The organism is Fibrobacter sp. UWT2, from assembly GCF_900142545.1.
In the GTDB taxonomy this organism is placed as follows: Bacteria; Fibrobacterota; Fibrobacteria; order Fibrobacterales; family Fibrobacteraceae; genus Fibrobacter.
The window spans coordinates 1-17,030 of sequence record NZ_FRBF01000022.1 but is presented as its reverse complement, the minus strand read 5'-3'; the positions used below and the strand labels follow the sequence as shown (position 1 = coordinate 17,030).

At 52.7% G+C, this 17,030-nt stretch carries 15 protein-coding genes and 1 tRNA gene; 1 reads left to right on the top strand and 15 read right to left on the bottom strand.

From position 1 onward, the window contains the following. Positions 1 to 52 precede the first annotated feature (52 nt). Complete coding sequence (locus BUA40_RS12460) at positions 53 to 1,201, top strand: glycoside hydrolase family 26 protein (protein ID WP_072801184.1); 1,149 nt, start codon at positions 53 to 55, stop codon at positions 1,199 to 1,201. An 86-nt stretch (positions 1,202 to 1,287) separates the two neighbouring features. Here BUA40_RS12460 and BUA40_RS12455 read toward each other — a convergent pair whose 3' ends face one another. From BUA40_RS12455 to BUA40_RS12385, 15 genes are all read right to left on the bottom strand, one after another. Continuing rightward, positions 1,288 to 2,958, bottom strand: a complete 1,671-nt coding sequence (locus BUA40_RS12455; RefSeq protein WP_255369309.1) for a glycosyl hydrolase family 8 — start codon at positions 2,956 to 2,958, stop codon at positions 1,288 to 1,290. 184 nt (positions 2,959 to 3,142) lie between these two features. After that, positions 3,143 to 3,781 carry a hypothetical protein gene (locus tag BUA40_RS12450; RefSeq protein WP_143149800.1) on the bottom strand — a complete coding sequence of 213 codons (639 nt, stop codon included), beginning with the start codon at positions 3,779 to 3,781 and terminating at the stop codon, positions 3,143 to 3,145. Between the two features lie 207 nt (positions 3,782 to 3,988). Continuing rightward, positions 3,989 to 4,465: a 30S ribosomal protein S7 gene (gene rpsG, locus BUA40_RS12445; RefSeq protein WP_072801182.1), complete on the bottom strand. Its 477-nt coding sequence runs from the start codon at positions 4,463 to 4,465 to the stop codon at positions 3,989 to 3,991. Between the two features lie 12 nt (positions 4,466 to 4,477). Further along, on the bottom strand, positions 4,478 to 4,867 hold the full coding sequence (gene rpsL / locus BUA40_RS12440) for a 30S ribosomal protein S12 (RefSeq protein ID WP_072801181.1): 390 nt from the start codon (positions 4,865 to 4,867) through the stop codon (positions 4,478 to 4,480). Between the two features lie 66 nt (positions 4,868 to 4,933). Further along, positions 4,934 to 9,379, bottom strand: a complete 4,446-nt coding sequence (gene rpoC, locus BUA40_RS12435) for a DNA-directed RNA polymerase subunit beta' (protein ID WP_072801180.1) — start codon at positions 9,377 to 9,379, stop codon at positions 4,934 to 4,936. 1 nt (position 9,380) lies between these two features. After that, positions 9,381 to 13,652 carry a DNA-directed RNA polymerase subunit beta gene (gene rpoB / locus BUA40_RS12430; protein ID WP_072801179.1) on the bottom strand — a complete coding sequence of 1,424 codons (4,272 nt, stop codon included), beginning with the start codon at positions 13,650 to 13,652 and terminating at the stop codon, positions 9,381 to 9,383. A gap of 131 nt (positions 13,653 to 13,783) precedes the next feature. Next, a complete protein-coding gene (gene rplL / locus BUA40_RS12425) occupies positions 13,784 to 14,155 on the bottom strand; it encodes a 50S ribosomal protein L7/L12 (protein ID WP_072801178.1) in 372 nt (123 codons plus the stop codon). Between the two features lie 51 nt (positions 14,156 to 14,206). Next, complete coding sequence (gene rplJ, locus BUA40_RS12420) at positions 14,207 to 14,743, bottom strand: 50S ribosomal protein L10 (RefSeq protein ID WP_072801177.1); 537 nt, start codon at positions 14,741 to 14,743, stop codon at positions 14,207 to 14,209. Positions 14,744 to 14,751: 8 nt separating this feature from the next. Continuing rightward, positions 14,752 to 15,438, bottom strand: coding sequence for a 50S ribosomal protein L1 (rplA, locus tag BUA40_RS12415; protein WP_072801176.1), 687 nt, complete (start codon positions 15,436 to 15,438; stop codon positions 14,752 to 14,754). 39 nt (positions 15,439 to 15,477) lie between these two features. Continuing rightward, entirely contained in the window at positions 15,478 to 15,903 is a 426-nt protein-coding gene (gene rplK / locus BUA40_RS12410; RefSeq protein ID WP_072801175.1) for a 50S ribosomal protein L11, read from the bottom strand. 29 nt (positions 15,904 to 15,932) lie between these two features. After that, positions 15,933 to 16,472 (bottom strand): transcription termination/antitermination protein NusG, encoded by a 540-nt coding sequence (gene nusG, locus BUA40_RS12405; protein WP_072801174.1) that lies wholly within the window; start codon positions 16,470 to 16,472, stop codon positions 15,933 to 15,935. A 5-nt stretch (positions 16,473 to 16,477) separates the two neighbouring features. Next, entirely contained in the window at positions 16,478 to 16,666 is a 189-nt protein-coding gene (secE, locus tag BUA40_RS12400; RefSeq protein WP_072801173.1) for a preprotein translocase subunit SecE, read from the bottom strand. A gap of 19 nt (positions 16,667 to 16,685) precedes the next feature. Next, a tRNA-Trp gene (locus tag BUA40_RS12395) sits at positions 16,686 to 16,758 on the bottom strand. Positions 16,759 to 16,770: 12 nt separating this feature from the next. After that, a complete protein-coding gene (rpmG, locus tag BUA40_RS12390; protein ID WP_072801172.1) occupies positions 16,771 to 16,923 on the bottom strand; it encodes a 50S ribosomal protein L33 in 153 nt (50 codons plus the stop codon). Between the two features lie 12 nt (positions 16,924 to 16,935). Continuing rightward, a partial coding sequence (locus BUA40_RS12385; RefSeq protein WP_139258114.1) for an EF-Tu C-terminal domain-related protein occupies positions 16,936 to 17,030 on the bottom strand: 95 nt, incomplete at its 5' end.

Sequence of the window (17,030 nt, the reverse complement as noted above, 5' to 3'; positions counted from 1 at the left end):
TCTTTAAAACGTAAAACAACATCACCGGCGTTTAACGCCTATCGGGGTTTATATGAACAAGAAATTATTCCTCTCTATGTGTGTCGCACCTGTCGCGGCCATGGCATTCCAGGTCGGCGCATGGGTCGGTGGCCCGGGTCAGTATCCGCAGCCCACGCAACAGAACGTGCAGGCGTTCCAGGATTTGCAGGGCACGCACCTCGACCTGATCAGCTACTTTGCGCTCTTCGACATCAACGACTGGAACGCAACCGAAGAATACGCCAACGTCGCCAAGGAAAACGGTTCCACACTGGTGGTCACCTGGATGGCGAACGGCTACAACGCCCAGGACCTGGTCGACGGTAAGGCCGACACCTATATTCGCGACTATGCGAAAGGGGTCAAGAACTACGGCGAAGAAATCTGGCTCAGGCCGCTCCACGAAGCGAACGGCGACTGGTACGACTGGGGCGTGGGTAAGGCTGGCGCCGGGAATACCGACGCGAATGTCGCCGAGGCATTCCGCCATATCGTGAATATCTTCCGCGAAGAAAACGTCACTAACGTAAAATGGGTCTGGACCACCAACGCTTCTAACGCAGGAACGGGCACAACGCTCACCGGCAACTACCCCGGCGACGAATACGTCGACTACATCTCCATCGACGGCTACAACTGGGGCAAATGCCAGAGCTGGTCCAGCTGGCAGACATTCACGCAGGTATTCAAGAAGGCGTACAACGCGCTCGCGAACATCGACAAGCCACTCTTCATCGCCGAAATTTCGAGCTCCGAACTCGGCGGGAATAAGGCCGAATGGATTACCGACATGTTCGAGCATTTTACCACGGACTTCTCCCGCGTATTCGCGGTGATGTGGTTCAGCCAGAGCAAAGAAGCCAACGAAGGCGACTGGGCGCTCAACACCTCGCAGGCCGCCGTTGACGCCTGGAAGGCCGGCATCGCCAAAATGAAGGCTTTGGAGAGTAACACGGCTATCAAGCCTACCGGGAGGGCCGCCGATAGCTCCTTTCGCCTGCAAGACGGCAAGCTCTACGTGCAAACCGACAAAGCGCTAAAGGCAAGCGTCGTGCAGTTCGACTACCAGGGGCGCATCCTGTGGCAGAGCGCCGTACAGCACTTCACCCCGGGCGTACACGCTATCGACGCACCCGAGGCAAATACACGGAGCATTTACAAACTTTCTATTAAACAATAATCATCACTCCAACCCAAACAACCAAAAAATCCCGAAAGGTTTTCCTTTCGGGACTTTTTATATACAAGCCTTAAATAGAAGCTTTACTATTTCACGACCTTGTATGCCTTGTTGCCGACAATGACAAGCATCGGGCCCGTTTTGGCGAGGCGGACTTCCTGGGTCGAAGTTGCAATCTTCGATGCCGAGAGCACGCGACCGTTGAGGTCAGTGACCGTATACTTGGTGCCTGCCGGTGCGTTTTCGATAACGATTGCGCTGTTGGTGGACCACACGCGAACGTTGTTGTTCAAGGCAACAGAAGCGCCAATGGAAATCGTCGAATCCGGCGAAGTGATGGTAGAATCAGGCTTCGTAACGGTAGAGTCCGGAGTAGACTTTGCAGCAATCGTTGCCTTGTAGAGCTTGCAACCTTCGAAGTAATCGATCTTGTCGCCGTCGTTATAGGTCACGCCGTTGATTTCGGTTTCGGTAATGGTCTTTTCTTCAGATTCGACATTCGGCTTCGGCTTCCAAATCTTGAAGGTGCCGCTCAAGTGGAGCATGGCAAGGTAATGCACCAGGCCATCGTAGTAGCGGTACTGACCGGTCATGAACTTAGTATCCCATGCCAACTCCAAGTTTTTCTTGACGGCGGCATCGTATTTGGAATCGTTAATCAAAACCATGGCAGCAACTGCATTTGCACCGGCTTCGCCTTGCGTATACTGTTCCTGCGGATTAGAGCCATCCCAGTTAAAGCGGGCGTGCTTGTAGCCATCCTTTTCAAAGAAATCGATAATGCGGCGGGCCATTTCTTCTTGACGGGCAGAATCAACACCGAACAGATAGTAGTCCATACCGAAGTTCATGGCACAGCGCATGGCATCGTACATGTACTTTTCGGCGTTACCATTGTAGCTTACGCCGTGCGGGGTTCCGTCAAAGTTGTTATAGTCGCTGAACAAGCCAGACTTGGTGTTGGAAGACTTGTACAAGTGATCGCGCGTTGCCTTCGCGGCCTTAGACCACTTGTCCTGATTGGAGGTGGACCAACGGGCGAAAAGATCGACGTATGCCGGCAAGTCATAAGACGGGTCAGAGAAGTTGTTTTCGTTACCCTGCGGCTGGAATGTAATCACATAGTGTTGCGGGTTGAAAAGGCTATGCTGGCCGTTGTCCCACATCTTTTTCAAGATGTACTGGGCATCTTCCATGTACTTGCTGTCGTTCCAGCGGTTGGCTGCGAAAAGCAAAGACATCATAAAGTACATTTCGCCATCAGGTGCGCAGTTGTCATCGCCACCAGTACCGCTGTCGTTACGCTGCCATGCGAAATAGCCGTCCCAGCCGCCACTTTTGTGCCACATGTGGTTCTTCGCCCAGTTCCAGAGCTTGTCGAATTCTTCTTTGTGACCCGTCTGCACGGCAATCATCATGCCGTAAGACATGCCTTCTGAACGGACGTCGTTGTTGTTAATGTCCTTGATGTAGGCTTCGCTACCCCTGTCATAATAAACCTTGGAATTATCATCACCCTTAAAATAATGATTCCAAAGGGCATCCATCTTTTCCTGAATTTCGGCATCGGTCTTGCCCAAAACCTTTTTGAACGGGCTTTCGTAATTACCCGTATAATAGGCACCGGAATAGTTTTTATCCTTGTCGCAATCCGGACCGTAATAGGCTCCGTTTTCGTCAAAGAAGGTTCCTGCGTAGGTTTCTGCAGCCATCGATGTGGTGGTCGCGAATGCGCCAAGGCAAGCGGCAGACGCCAAAATGCCGGCAAAGGATTTCAGGTGTTTTTTTCATTTTCACTCCCATAAGTGTTTTGTTTTTACCCTTTACCGCAAAGATAAATCCCGCTGTATACAAAAGCAATAAAAGTCCAACTATTTGCGTTGTTCGGTTTTAAACGCCCAAATTTGAGCAAATTCTGCAATTTTGTGTTAGTTTTTTTGTCTACGTATGTGTTCCAGTGAATCCAAACTGTACAAACGCTCCGAAGCGGAATGCCTTATTCGTCAACCGAACATTAGCGCCCACGTCAAGATAGTACACGTCACCCGTTCTACTTTTACTATAAATGAACTTGACGCCCGCCGCTTCCGAGAAGCCGAATTCCCAGGGTTTTCCAAGGCTCGTATCATAAATCAGGTAATCTACAATATGATGCGATTCGAACAATCCGATACTAGCATCTTCTGTCAAGGGGTAATACATATTACCGAACAAGAGATAACCCAGCCAAGTTCCAAGGTCACCACCCCCTTCTATGGCGGCAAAACAGATGAAAAAACCTAATATACCTTCATCGGAAATCTTCCACCCTTCATTCCACTCATCAAAATCGATATCCGCAGCAATCAGGGGCAATCCAATAAGAGCCTTTTTCTTTATAGAAAAAATACGCAACCCCAAAAGTTGCATCCTCAATACGGTCGGCCCTGCATAGGCGATCTCCGCCGTAAACCCATACGGCATATATTCAGGCGTCTTGTTGTCATCGCAGCTAGGGCAATAATCCTGCAAAACGGGTTCGTCCACTTCGGCCGGCTGCGCAAAGGCATGCACCGCAGACACTGCAGTGAAAAGCAGCACAGACAAAGTAAATCTACCTAACCGACCCATAAAATTCCTATCACAACAAATTCTCCCTAAAAGTAATTCCTTTTCCCCGGGAAAGACCTCCCCAAGCCCAATCCTTTGATAAACGGGAAAAACGCAAGGATAAACGGCACAAAACAGAAAAGGCTCGCTGTTTACAGCGAGCCCTTCCTCTAGGATAATTCTGTGCTAATGCAAGAATTAGAAACGGAAGTGAGCGAAAGCCTTGTTGGCTTCGGCCATCTTGTGCGTGTCGTTCTTCTTGCGGACAGCGTTGCCTTCACCGTTCTTGGCAGCAACGAGTTCTGCAGCAAGGCGGTCAGCCATGTTGGCTTCGTTGCGGTTACGGGCAGCGTCGAGCAACCAACGGAGAGCGAGAGCCTTGGCGCGATCCGGTGCAACTTCCATCGGAACCTGGTAGTTTGCACCACCGATACGGCGGGACTTCACTTCGAGACGCGGCTTGATGTTTTCGAGGCAGATTTCGAACTTTTCAAGCGGAGTTTCCGGGCCTTCGAGCTTCTGGCCGAGGGTTTCGAGAGCGGTATAGACAATCTGTTCAGCGATAGTCTTCTTGCCCTGCTTCAGCACGACACCGACGAGTTCGGTAACGAGCGTGGACTTGTAACGCGGATCCGGGAGGATGGAGCGATGGAGAGCCTTTCTTCTTCTAGACATATTCTACCTTCCTTACTTCTTGGCCGGAGCGGCACCTTTCTTCTTAACACCGTACTTGGAGCGGCCGTTCTGACGACCGTTCACAGCCTGGGTATCCAAAGTACCACGGATGATGTGGTAACGAACACCGGGGACGTCCTTCACACGACCACCGCGGATGAGCACGATGGAGTGTTCCTGGAGGTTGTGGCCTTCACCAGGAATGTATGCGGTCACTTCCATCTTGTTGGAAAGACGCACACGGGCGATCTTACGAAGAGCAGAGTTCGGCTTCTTCGGGGTGCTGGTGTACACGCGGGTGCAAACACCGCGCTTCTGGGGGCAGGACTTCAAGGCCACGGAAGCGGTCTTGTTGCAGATCTGTTCACGTCCGTTGCGGACGAGCTGTTGAATAGTTGGCACTGTTAATCTCCTAGATTTTGGAGTGCAAATATAGTTTCTTTTCCAATTTTTTTCAAGTATCTCGGGTTAATTATCCGAATCATCATCGTCATTGATGCCGATTTCGTTATCCAACATCTGGATATCGTTATCGTCAGACACGGTATAATCGCCCTGGATACCCATAGGCCGAGCCGCGGCATCCAGTTCGGCATCGGCATCCACCACCTGGACGTTCCTCAGGTGGCGTGCGCCAGTACCGCACGGAATAAGACGACCCATAATCACGTTTTCCTTAAGACCCAGGAGCGGGTCAACGCTACCTTCGATGGAAGCGCGGGTAAGGATCTTGGTGGTCTCCTGGAACGAGCAGGCAGAAATGAAGCTGTCTGTCGCCAAGGATGCCTTCGTGATACCAAGGAGCATCGGCGTGAAGGTCGCCGGAGTCTTGCCGAGTGCGACCAAGCGGTCGTTCTCTGCGCGGAGACGGGCCTTGGAAATTTCTTCGCCCGGAAGCAGTTCGGAGTCTCCGGAATCCTTGACCTTCACCTTACGCATCATCTGGCGGACGATACATTCGATGTGCTTATCTGCGATAGCCACACCCTGCAGGCGGTACACCGCCTGGATTTCGTTCACCAAGTGACGCTGGACCTCTTCAGGACCAAGGACGTCGAGGATATCGTGGGGATCCAGGCTGCCTTCACTGATCTTCTGACCAATGTGGACACGGTCACCTTCGTTGACCGCCAGATGGACGCCGCGGGGAACCAGCACTTTCTCTTCCTGGTCATCCATCTTAATATAAACTACCTGGTTGTTGCGGACTTCTTCGATCTTTTCGACGAGACCGTCGATCGGAGCGATGAATGCCTTGTTCTTCGGAATACGAGCTTCGAAGAGTTCGGCCACGCGCGGAAGACCACCCGTAATATCGCGGGTCTTACCGGCAGCGCGCGGAAGTTTTGCAACAGTCTGACCGACGGTCACCATGTCGCCAGCCTTAACGGTAAGGATAGCGCCGTCCGGAAGCATGTAGTTACCGATCTTCGTGTTAGAAGAATCAACGATGGTAACTGCCGGGTGGAGGTCCTTCTTGCCGTGCTGCTTGTCGCTAATCACGGTCCAGGTTTCCACGCCCGTCACTTCGTCAGTTTCGGAACGGTAGGTGCGGTTTTCAACCATGTCCGTAAGAACAACCTTACCAGAAACGTTACTGATAATCGGGCTGTTATACGGATCCCATTCGAACATTACCTGGCCAGCAGTAACTGCGGCGCCGTTTTCGACATGGAGGATAGAGCCGTACGGAATCTGGTAACGACCCTTGTTGATGCCGGTCTTGTCAAAGATAACGAGTTCAGCCATGCGGCTGGTAACGACCTTCTGGCCATCGTGTTCGACAGTTTCGACCTGTTCGAGTTCGATGCGGCCATCGACGGTTGCCTTCTTGTCACTTTCGACAGTAAGACGAGAAGAAGCACCACCGATGTGGAAGGTACGGAGGGTAAGCTGCGTACCCGGTTCACCGATGGACTGTGCAGCGAGCACACCCACGGCTTCGCCCAGGTCAACCGGGCGACCGGAAGCAAGCATACGGCCATAGCACTTGGAGCAGACACCATTGCGAGAATCGCAGGTGAGCACGGAACGCATCTTGATGTGTTCGAGACCCGTAGCGGAGATCTTCGGAAGATCGCGTTCGGTCACGAGTTCGCCGGCCTTGACGATCACTTCGCCAGTCACCGGGTGCTTGATGTCATCCACCGGTGCGCGACCGAGGAGACGTTCTTCAAGAGCGATCACGGTATCGTCGCCGTCCTTGAATGCGGACACTTCGATGCCGTTCGTGGTACCGCAGTCTTCTTCGGTAATCACGAGGTCCTGGCCCACGTCAACGAGACGACGGGTAAGGTAACCAGCGTCAGCCGTCTTAAGAGCGGTATCTGCCAAACCCTTACGAGCACCGTGAGACGAGATGAAGTATTCCATCACGTTCAAGCCTTCACGGAAGCAGGACTTAATCGGGTTTTCAATAACTTCCTGACCACCGAGCTGCTTGATCGGCTTCTGCATCAAACCACGCATACCGGACAGCTGCTTAATCTGTTCGCGGCTACCACGAGCGCCGGAGTCGGCCATCATGTAAACCGGGTTGAAGCCGTCACGGTCACTGGAGAGCAAGTCCCACTGCTTGGCAGCAACTTCGGACGTGGTCTTGGACCACACGTCAATGGTCTGGTTATAACGTTCACCGTCAGTAATCACACCGTCTTCGTAAAGGCCGCGGATGCGGGAAACCTGTTCGGCAGCCTTGTCGAGCATTTCCTGCTTTTCCTTCGGGATCACCATTTCGGCGATAGCCACAGAAGAACCGGCGCGAGTTGCCCACTTGTAACCGTTGGCCTTCAAGTCATCCAGGTAATCCACGGTCACGCGGTTACCGGTGCGGCGGTACAGGTCGTCAATGGACTTGGCAATCACCTTCTTGCCGAAGGTTTCGTTGGCGTAGCCAAGTTCCTTCGGAACGAATTCGTTGAAGATGATACGACCGACGGTCGTCTTGATAACATTGTCTTCCTTAAGGGTAAGGAACTTGATCTTTTCGCCGGCCTTGACAGCCTGTTCGATATTGCCGTTATCGTCGGCAGATTCGCGCAAGCAGACGGCATCCTTTTCGAGGGCGCCCATATAGATCTTCTTGCCGGCCTTGAGCTTCAAGTAAACGATTGCGTTCAGATCGACAACACCGTTTTCGTAAGCGCGCACGGCTTCGGCGGAGTCGAAGAAGTGCATGCCTTCACCCTTACGAGCCGGACGCGGCTTGGTCAGGTAGTACAGACCGAGCACGATGTCCTGGCCCGGCACAGCGATCGGCTGACCGGAAGCCGGGTGAAGAATGTTGTTCGAAGAGAGCATGAGAACGCGGCATTCGAGCTGCGTTTCGAAAGACAGCGGAAGGTGGCAAGCCATCTGGTCACCGTCGAAGTCTGCGTTAAATGCAGTACAGACGAGCGGGTGGAGGCGGATTGCGTTACCTTCGATCAGGCGCGGGTAGAACGCCTGGATACCCAGACGGTGAAGCGTCGGGGCGCGGTTCAACATCACCGGGTGGTCTTCGATAATTTCTTCGAGGATATCCCACACTTCCGGACGTTCGGCGTCCACATACTTCTTAGCGGACTTGAGGGTATAGACGATACCTTCTTCTTCCAAACGGTGGATAATGAACGGCTTGTAAAGTTCGAGAGCCATGCGCTTCGGGAGACCGCACTGATGCATGCGGAGTTCCGGGCCCACCACGATCACGGAACGACCGGAGTAGTCCACGCGCTTACCGAGCAAGTTCATACGGAAGCGGCCCTGCTTACCCTTCAAGAGTTCGGCGAGGCTCTTCATCGGACGTGCAGAACCCGTACGGGCAGTGCGACGGCCGCTGTCGAACAGCTGGTCAACAGCTTCCTGCAACATACGCTTTTCGTTGCAGAGAATCACGTTCGGTGCACGGAGGTCAATCAACTTCTTCAAACGGTTGTTGCGGTTGATGACACGGCGATAAAGTTCGTTCAAGTCAGACGTTGCGAAACGGCCGCCTTCGAGCGGAACGAGCGGACGAAGATCAGGCGGAATCACCGGAAGCACGTCGAGGATCATCCAAGACGGCTGGTTAGCGAGAAGGCGTGCTTCGCTCGGGTACATCTTGCGGAATTCTTCGTAAGCGTCGGCCACGACAAAGTTGTCGTGCTTGGCTTCGTAGTTAGCCTTGAATTCGGCAACGGCTTCGGCGAGGCCACGGAGCCAGGGCTGCTGGCTGTCGGCCTTCTGGGCCTTTTCAGGATCTTCGTAGTAGCTACGGAAACTGTCGCGCTGAGACTTGAGGAAGGAATCCACGACCTTGAGGCGCTTGAGAGCGTCTTCCTGCTTGGTCTTGGACTTGGACATAGCCTGAGTGCGAAGTTCAGCAGAAAGAGCGGTGAGGTCAACGCGGTCAAGCAGCTGCTTGATAGCGGAGGCACCCATCTTGGCGTCGAAAGTACGGCCTTCGTTGGTGAGGTCCTGATACTGGGCTTCATCGATCAAGGCGTTGGGTTCGAGGTCAGCGTCACCCGGATCGATCACGACATACTTTTCATAGTAGATGATGTTGTCGAGATCCTTGGTGGACAAATTGAGGAGAGCGCCAATGACGCACGGCTGGTTACGAACGAACCAGGTGTGGGTCAGAGGAATAGCAAGTTCAATGTGGCCCATGTACTTACGGCGCACGTTGGAGTGAGTCACTTCCACGCCGCAACGGTCGCACACCACACCCTTGTAACGGATGCGCTTGAACTTACCGCAGTTACATTCCCAGTTCTTCACCGGTCCAAAGATCTTTTCGCAGAAAAGACCATCCTTTTCAGGCTTGAAGGAACGGTAGTTGATAGTTTCGGGCTTGGTCACTTCCCCATGGGACCAGCTGCGGATCATTTCCGGAGCGGCGAGGTGAATCGAAATATCGCCAGAATTGTCGCGTTCAATTTCTTCGACCATATTACTTATCTCCATTGGTCTGAATATTGAGACCCAAAGAACGAACTTCGCGGATCATAACGTTGAAGGATTCAGGAACACCCGGCTTCGGAGTGTTCTGACCGTGGACGATAGCATCGTACACCTTGGAACGGCCCTGCACGTCGTCAGACTTGACGGTGAGGAGTTCCTGCAGCGTGTAAGCGGCACCGTAAGCTTCCATAGCCCACACTTCCATTTCACCGAAGCGCTGGCCACCGAACTGGCTCTTACCGCCAAGAGGCTGCTGGGTCACGAGAGCGTAGCTACCGATAGAACGGGCGTGGATCTTGTCGTCCACCAAGTGACCGAGCTTCAGGTAGTACATGTAACCAATCGTCACCGGGTTCAAGAAGGCTTCACCGGTACGGCCGTCATAAAGCTTTGCCTTACCGATAATCTTGTTGTTGTCCGGATCCATTTCGTAGTTCACGATCGGGTTCTTCTGGTAAGCCTTTTCGAGTTCCTTGCAGATGTCTTCGAACTTGGCACCATCGAACACGGGAGTAGAAACCTTGAAACCGAGGGTCTTTGCAGCCCAGCCAAGGTGAACTTCAAGCACCTGACCGATGTTCATACGAGAAGGCACGCCCAGCGGGTTCAGAAGAATCTGAAGCGGACGACCGTCTTCGGTGAACGGCATGTCTTCGACAGGCACGATCTTGGAGACCACACCCTTGTTACCGTGACGACCTGCCATCTTGTCACCGATAGAGAGGCAACGCTTCTTGGCAATGTAGACCTTGACGCTCTTGAGAACGCCCGGCTTGAGTTCGTCACCCTTAGTGACCTTGTCGATTTCCTTTTCCATGGTACGGGTGAGCGTATCCAGGTTGTCGCGTGCAACGAGCACGAGCGAAAGAACCTTTTCCTGGAGTTCGTCGTCGCCCACCACGAAGGTGGAAGCCGGAGAAACCTTCGTCACGTCGATGACGGAGAGGTTCTGTTCGGTGTAAGTCTGGCCTTCGCGAATCAAGAGTTCATGGGTTTCGTTGTCCATGACCTTGCCGGCAGCCTTGCCACCCAAAAGTTCGAACAAGTGTTCGGAGCAAGAAGCCTTGATCTTATCAATCTGAGCCTGGAAGTTGGCGCGGATTTCGTTGATGGTTTCCTGGTCCTTTTCCTTGCTGTTCTTGTCAGCCTTGTCCTTCTTGCTGAAGATACGGGTTTCGAGCACGACACCCTTCATTCCCGGAGGAGCCTTCAGAGAAGAATCGCGCACGTCGCCGGCCTTTTCGCCGAAGATAGCGCGGAGCAAACGTTCTTCCGGAGAGAGTTCGGTTTCGCCCTTCGGCGTCACCTTACCGACGAGGATATCGTCAGCGGAAACTTCGGCACCCACGCGGATCACGCCGTTTTCGTCGAGGTTGCGGAGAGCATCTTCGCCGACGTTCGGAATTTCACGAGTGAGTTCTTCCGGACCGCGCTTGGTATCGCGGACTTCGAGTTCATATTCTTCGATATGAATAGAGGTAAAGGTATCCTTGATGGCGAGTTCTTCCGAAATGATAACGGCGTCTTCGTAGTTGTAACCGTTCCAGGGGAGGAAGCCGATCAAAATGTTCTTACCGAGAGCCAGTTCGCCGTGGTCGGTAGACACACCGTCAGCGAGCACATCGCCAGCCTTGACGAAGTCGCCCACATCCACGATAGGCTTCTGGTTGATGCAGGAATCCTGGTTGGAACGTTCGAACTTGCGGAGAACGTAATTGTCAATCGGATCCTTGCCGAGGAATTCGTAGTCTTCGCCGAGACCGGTGAGCGGCACGAAGTTGCCGTCGACCATGTTGCCACGCTGCACGGTGATGTTGCGAGCGTCAACGAAGGTCACCTTACCGTCGTGCTTGGCGCGGACGACCGTACCCGAGTCGAGAGCGGCGCGGCGTTCGAGACCCGTACCCACGACCGGAGCTTCGGCGCGGAGCAGAGGCACAGCCTGGCGCTGCATGTTAGAACCCATCAATGCACGGTTAGCGTCGTCGTGTTCAAGGAACGGAATAAGACCGGCAGCCACAGACACGAGCTGCATCGGGGCCACGTCCATGAGGTCGATGCGTTCGGTTTCGGTATCGTCGAGAGCGAAGCTGTCCTGGCGCATGAGGTGCGGGTATTCGCTCTTGTCGCGAACGATCACGTAACCGTCCATGTCGCCCTTGAAGCGGTTGTCTTCGGTGAGTTCGGTAGAAGCCGGAGCCACCTTGAAAGCGTCTTCTTCGTCGGCAGTGAGGAAGGTGATGTAGTCGGAAACGATCTGTTCGACCACAGTGCCCACCTGTTCGTAGTCGGCCTTGCCGTTGAAGTCATCAACGGTGAAACCGTTACGGTAGTAAGTCACGTTGCCTTCGGCATCCTTGAACGCAAACACCTTGTTCACGAAACCTTCGAAGAGGTCGCGCTGCTTGATGTCGAGGTTCATGCGCACGGAATCGATCTGCTTCTTGGAAAGTTCGAGTTCCAGGAAGAGGTGCGGGTCATGCACGAAAGCCTTGAAGATACCGAAGTGCCACTTGGCTTCCGGAATCTTTACGATGTTGCCCTTGGCATCCTTGAAGTCGATGAGACCCACGATACGGTACGGGGTTTCGATAAAGCCGAAGTGGTTCACCACGGCGAAGGAGGCGAGGGAGTTGATAAGACCGATGTTCGGGCCTTCCGGAGTTTCGATCGGGCAAAGACGGCCGTAGTGCGTGTAGTGCACGTCACGGACTTCGAAGCCTGCGCGTTCGCGGGAAAGACCACCAGGACCGAGAGCGGAGAGACGACGCTTGTGAGTCAATTCAGAAAGCGGGTTCATCTGGTCCATGAACTGGGAAAGCTGAGAAGAACCGAAGAAGGACTGCACCGTGGAGCTGACCATACGGGTATTCACGAGGTCGCGCGGAGTGGTCTGTTCGTCTTCGCCGTGGAGGTTCAGGTTCTCGCGGATGACGCGAGACATACGGGAGAGACCCACGGAAATCTGGTTAGCAAGGAGTTCGCCCACGGAACGGGTACGACGGTTGCCCAAGTGGTCGATATCGTCGAGGGTGTAACCTTCAGTATCGCTGTAGAGGCCAACCATGTATTCGATGATGGCAAGGAAGTCTGCCTTGCTCATGGTCATCGTGGTGAGAGACGGAATCTTGAATTCGTCGCCCTGTTCTTCGAGGACCTTCAAGATTTCGGGCTTGCTGTAAATCTTAGCGTTCAAGCGATAACGGCCAACTTCGCCGAGATCGTACTTGTGCGGGTCGGAAATGAACTGGCTGTCGAAATAGAGTTCGGCAGTGCGCATGTCCGGAGCTTCGTCCTGCTGCTGGTGGGTCACGGAGTAGATAGCCTTGAGGGCGTCTTCGCGGGACTTGGACTTGTCGGCAGCGAGGGTGTAGTGGATGAGGAGGTTGTCTTCGTCCTTGGAGAGGAGCACAACCGTTTCCACCTTGTTTTCGATGAGGCATTCGAGCTTCTTTTCGTCGATCACGTCGTTGGCGTGGACGATGACTTCGCCGGAATCCTTGTCAATCACGTCTTCGAAAATGATGCGGTCGATGAGGACGCAGACGCCATTTTCGTCAAACTGACCCTTGAGCTCGTCGATAGATACTTCTTCGGTCTTCTTGTAGAAGAGCTTGAGAATTTCCTGCGTGGTTTCGAAACCGATGCAGCGGAGCATGGTCGTAGCAGCGAGCTTCTTCTTGCGGTCAATGATAAGATAAAGGGTGTCGCCTTCGGTATTGAATTCGACCCAGGCACCACAGTGCGGAATAATACGGCTCTTGTAATCGGAGCGGCCGCTGGGCTGGAGTTCTTCGTCAAAGCTAATACCGTAGGAACGGTGCAACTGGGAAACGACAACGCGTTCAGCGCCATTGACGATGAACGTACCGTTTTCAGTCATGATCGGGAGTTCGCAAATAAGAACGTCGTTCTTAACTTCTTCCTTCAGCTTGCGATCTTCGCCATCTTCTTCGAAAATCTGGAGAGAAAGAGTTGCGTAAAGCTCCATGGAATACGTGAGACCGCGCTCACGGCATTCGGGGATGCTGTACTTCGGGATACCGAAATAATAACCTTCATAATTAAGGGAGTAAAGACCCTTGACGTCAGTGATCGGGAAAATATCCTGGAACACGCGTTCCAGCCCTACCTTGAGACGTTTTTCTGGCGAGATTTCCTTCTGGAGGAATTGCTCGTACGAAGCCTTCTGGACTTCGATCAGGTACGGGAGTTCCAGCTGGAACTTGTTGGAGGAATAGCTTTTTCGCTCCGTGGTCATTTGAAATACCTCATCCGGTGAAGAGCTTTTTTATCTAAAAATAGCAAAAAATAGTGACAAACATTATACACCAAAAGCCCGCACGTACAGTGCAGGCAGTTGGCATATAATAAGTCAATGAAGTGAAAGCATTACTTCAGAGCGACCTTTGCTCCGAGATCTTCCAGGTCCTTCTTGAGCTTTTCAGCGTCAGCCTTCGGCATTGCTTCCTTAACCACGCTGTTGGCCTTTTCGACCAGGTCCTTGGCTTCCTTGAGGCCCAGACCGGTGATGGCACGGACGGCCTTGAGGACGTCCATCTTCTTAGCGCCGCATTCGACGAGGATGACGTCGAATTCAGACTTTTCTTCAGCAGGAGCGGCAGCAGCAGCGGCCATTACGACGGCGCCACCGGCAGCAGCTTCGATGCCGTGGGTTTCTTTAAGGTAGTCAGCCAAAGCCTTGGCTTCGAGAAGGGTAAGACCAACGATTTGATCGCCCAGTGCCTTGATATCAGTTGTCATGATGTGTTTCTCCGATTATTCCGTTTAAATTTTTTGGTTTGTGGTTTGTTGTTAAGCTTCCGCAGCGGCTTCAGGGGCAGCTTCGGAGCCCGATTCTTTTTCCAGCTTTTCCTGGAGTGTCTTGATTTGACCGGCGATCGTGGAGCCAGGTCCGAGAGCGATGGAGACGATCTGAGCGATCATGCCCTTACGATCCGGGATCTTGGAGAGGTTCACGACTTCGGAGCCAGGCATCGCCTTGCCATCAAGGTACACGCTCTTGGCAACCAAGAAATCGGGGTTTGCTTTGTGGAATGCTTCAATTTCGCGAGCAGGCAGAAGCGGGTCTTCTTCAAAGCCGACCATCACAGAAGTTGCGCCGGTCAGCAAATCGTCGAGACCTTCGACCTTAAGAGCAGCGAGCACGCGCTTGAGAAGAGTGTTCTTCACAGCGTGGTACTTCACACCCTTAGATGCGAGTGCCTTGCGAAGGGCATTGTCCTTTTCTACGGTCATGCCTTGATAATTGAGCAGATAGACGGCGGTAGCGCCATTGAAGGACTCGACGAGCGAATCCACGGTCTGTTGTTTTTTAACTACAGCTTTCATGGTATCTCCTATCGCGTCAGTGCCATATCAAGTTTGATGCCCGGAGCCATCGTTGCGGACAACGTAAGGCTCTTAATGTAGGTGCCCTTAGAAGATTGAGGCTTGTTCTTGACAACGGAATCGATCACAGCCTTGGTGTTTTCAACCAGCTGTTCGACGCCGAAGGAGAGCTTGCCTACGGGGGCATGGACGTTGGCGCCCTTGTCAACGCGGTACTGAATCTTACCAGCCTTGAGTTCCTTAACCGTCTGGGCCACGTTAACCGTAACCGTGCCGGCCTTCGGAGAAGGCATCAAACCGCGAGGACCGAGGACCTTAGCGACCTTACTAATCACCGGCATCATGTCGGGAGTAGCAACGACGGAATCAAAGTCCAGCCAGCCTTCCTGAATCTTCTGAACCAAGTCAGCACCACCTGCGTAGTCAGCACCTGCGTTCTTAGCAACTTCAAGGTTATTGTCCTTGCAGAAAACCAAGACGCGGACCTGACGACCGGTACCATGCGGCAGCACGACAGTGCCACGAACCACTTGGTCGGAATGTTTTGGGTCCACACCGAGATTGAAGTGGATTTCGACCGTCTGGTCGAACTTCAATTCGGACTTTTTAAGGATTTGGACTGCTTCAGCAAGATCATAAGCCTTGTTACGATCGATGCTTTCTGCAATCTTCTTGTATTTTTTTCCTCTGAACATGGTGTTTCCTGTCAGATACGTAACGGTGAATTACCTGCCTCAGTCAACCACTTCAACGCCCATGGAGCGAGCAGTACCCGCGACCATGCGCATAGCGGCTTCGAGGTCGATTGTGTTTAGATCCGGCATCTTCTTTTGGGCGATATCCTGGACCTGGGCCTTGGTGAGCTTACCAACTTTCTTACGGTTGGGTTCGCCAGAGCCGCTTTCAATGCCGGCGGCCTTCTTGATGAGGGCCGGAACCGGCGATACCTTCGTGATGAAGGTAAAGCTCTTATCGGCATAGACTGTAATAACGACCGGGATAATCATGCCCTTGTCGTTCTGAGTCTTTGCATTGAACTGCTTGCAGAATTCCATGATGTTCACACCCTTCTGACCAAGGGCGGGACCCACCGGAGGAGCCGGGTTTGCGGCGCCTGCAGGAATCTGGAGCTTAATATAACCTGTGATTTTCTTTGCCACTGTGTTATCTCCGTTTCAAAACCGTAGTCTTAAGCGATGTCGGACTCAACCTGGTTGTAGGAAAGTTCGACAGGCGTAGAACGACCGAAAACAGTGACCATGACCTTGATCTTGGTCTTGTCTTCCATGATTTCGTCTACGACGCCCACAAAGTCCTTGAACGGACCTTCCTTGATGCGGACATTTTCGCCAATTGTGTACGGATTTTGGATCTCACCTTCTGCGGAGCCACTAGGATCAACTCCAAGAAGACGATCGACCTCGCTCTGTTGTAAAGGAATAGCCACCCTCTTAGTGGGTGTCATTCCGAGGAAATGGGTGACGCCATTAATGTTCATCACCAAATGCTGGGTGAGCTCGTCCAGCACCATTTCAATGAAAACGTAAGTGGGCATTGCGTTCTGCACCGATACATGACGACGACCGCGAACGGTGGAAACCACTTCGCGGGTCGGGACAATGATACGGCCGAACTTTTCTCGAACGCCTTCGCGTTCAATCATCTGCTCGATACGTTTCTTAATGTTGTTTTCTTGACCGGAAAAGGTGTGAATGGCATACCAAAGCATACTAGTTAACCTCTTCCCATAATTTTGTCAATGATCCAAGAAAAACCAATGTCGAGTCCGGCAATGTACAGACCCATAATGACGCTAAAAAGCATCACTACCAAAGTCGAACCCTTAAGTTCTTCCCAAGTAGGCCAAGTAACTTTCTTCAGTTCCTCGATGGATTCCTTGACATATTGCTGGATCTTGCGCATAATGACTCCAGGAAGTGAGCAGGTCGGGAGGGACTCGAACCCCCAACCAACGGTTTTGGAGACCGTGACTCTACCAATTGAGCTACCGACCTATTCGGACTTCCTTACTTGGTTTCCTTGTGAACAGTATGCTTGCGGCAGAACGGGCAGTACTTCTTGTACTCTACGCGAGAGGGGTGAAGACGCTTGTTCTTGTCGCAGTCATAGTTGCGCTGATTGCATTCGGTGCATTCGAGCGTGATGAGTTCTCTGGGCATTTTATTATCCGATTACTTGATGATTTCGGTTACGGAGCCAGCGCCAACGGTACGGCCACCTTCGCGGATTGCGAAGCGGAGCTGCTTTTCCATTGCCACCGGGGCGA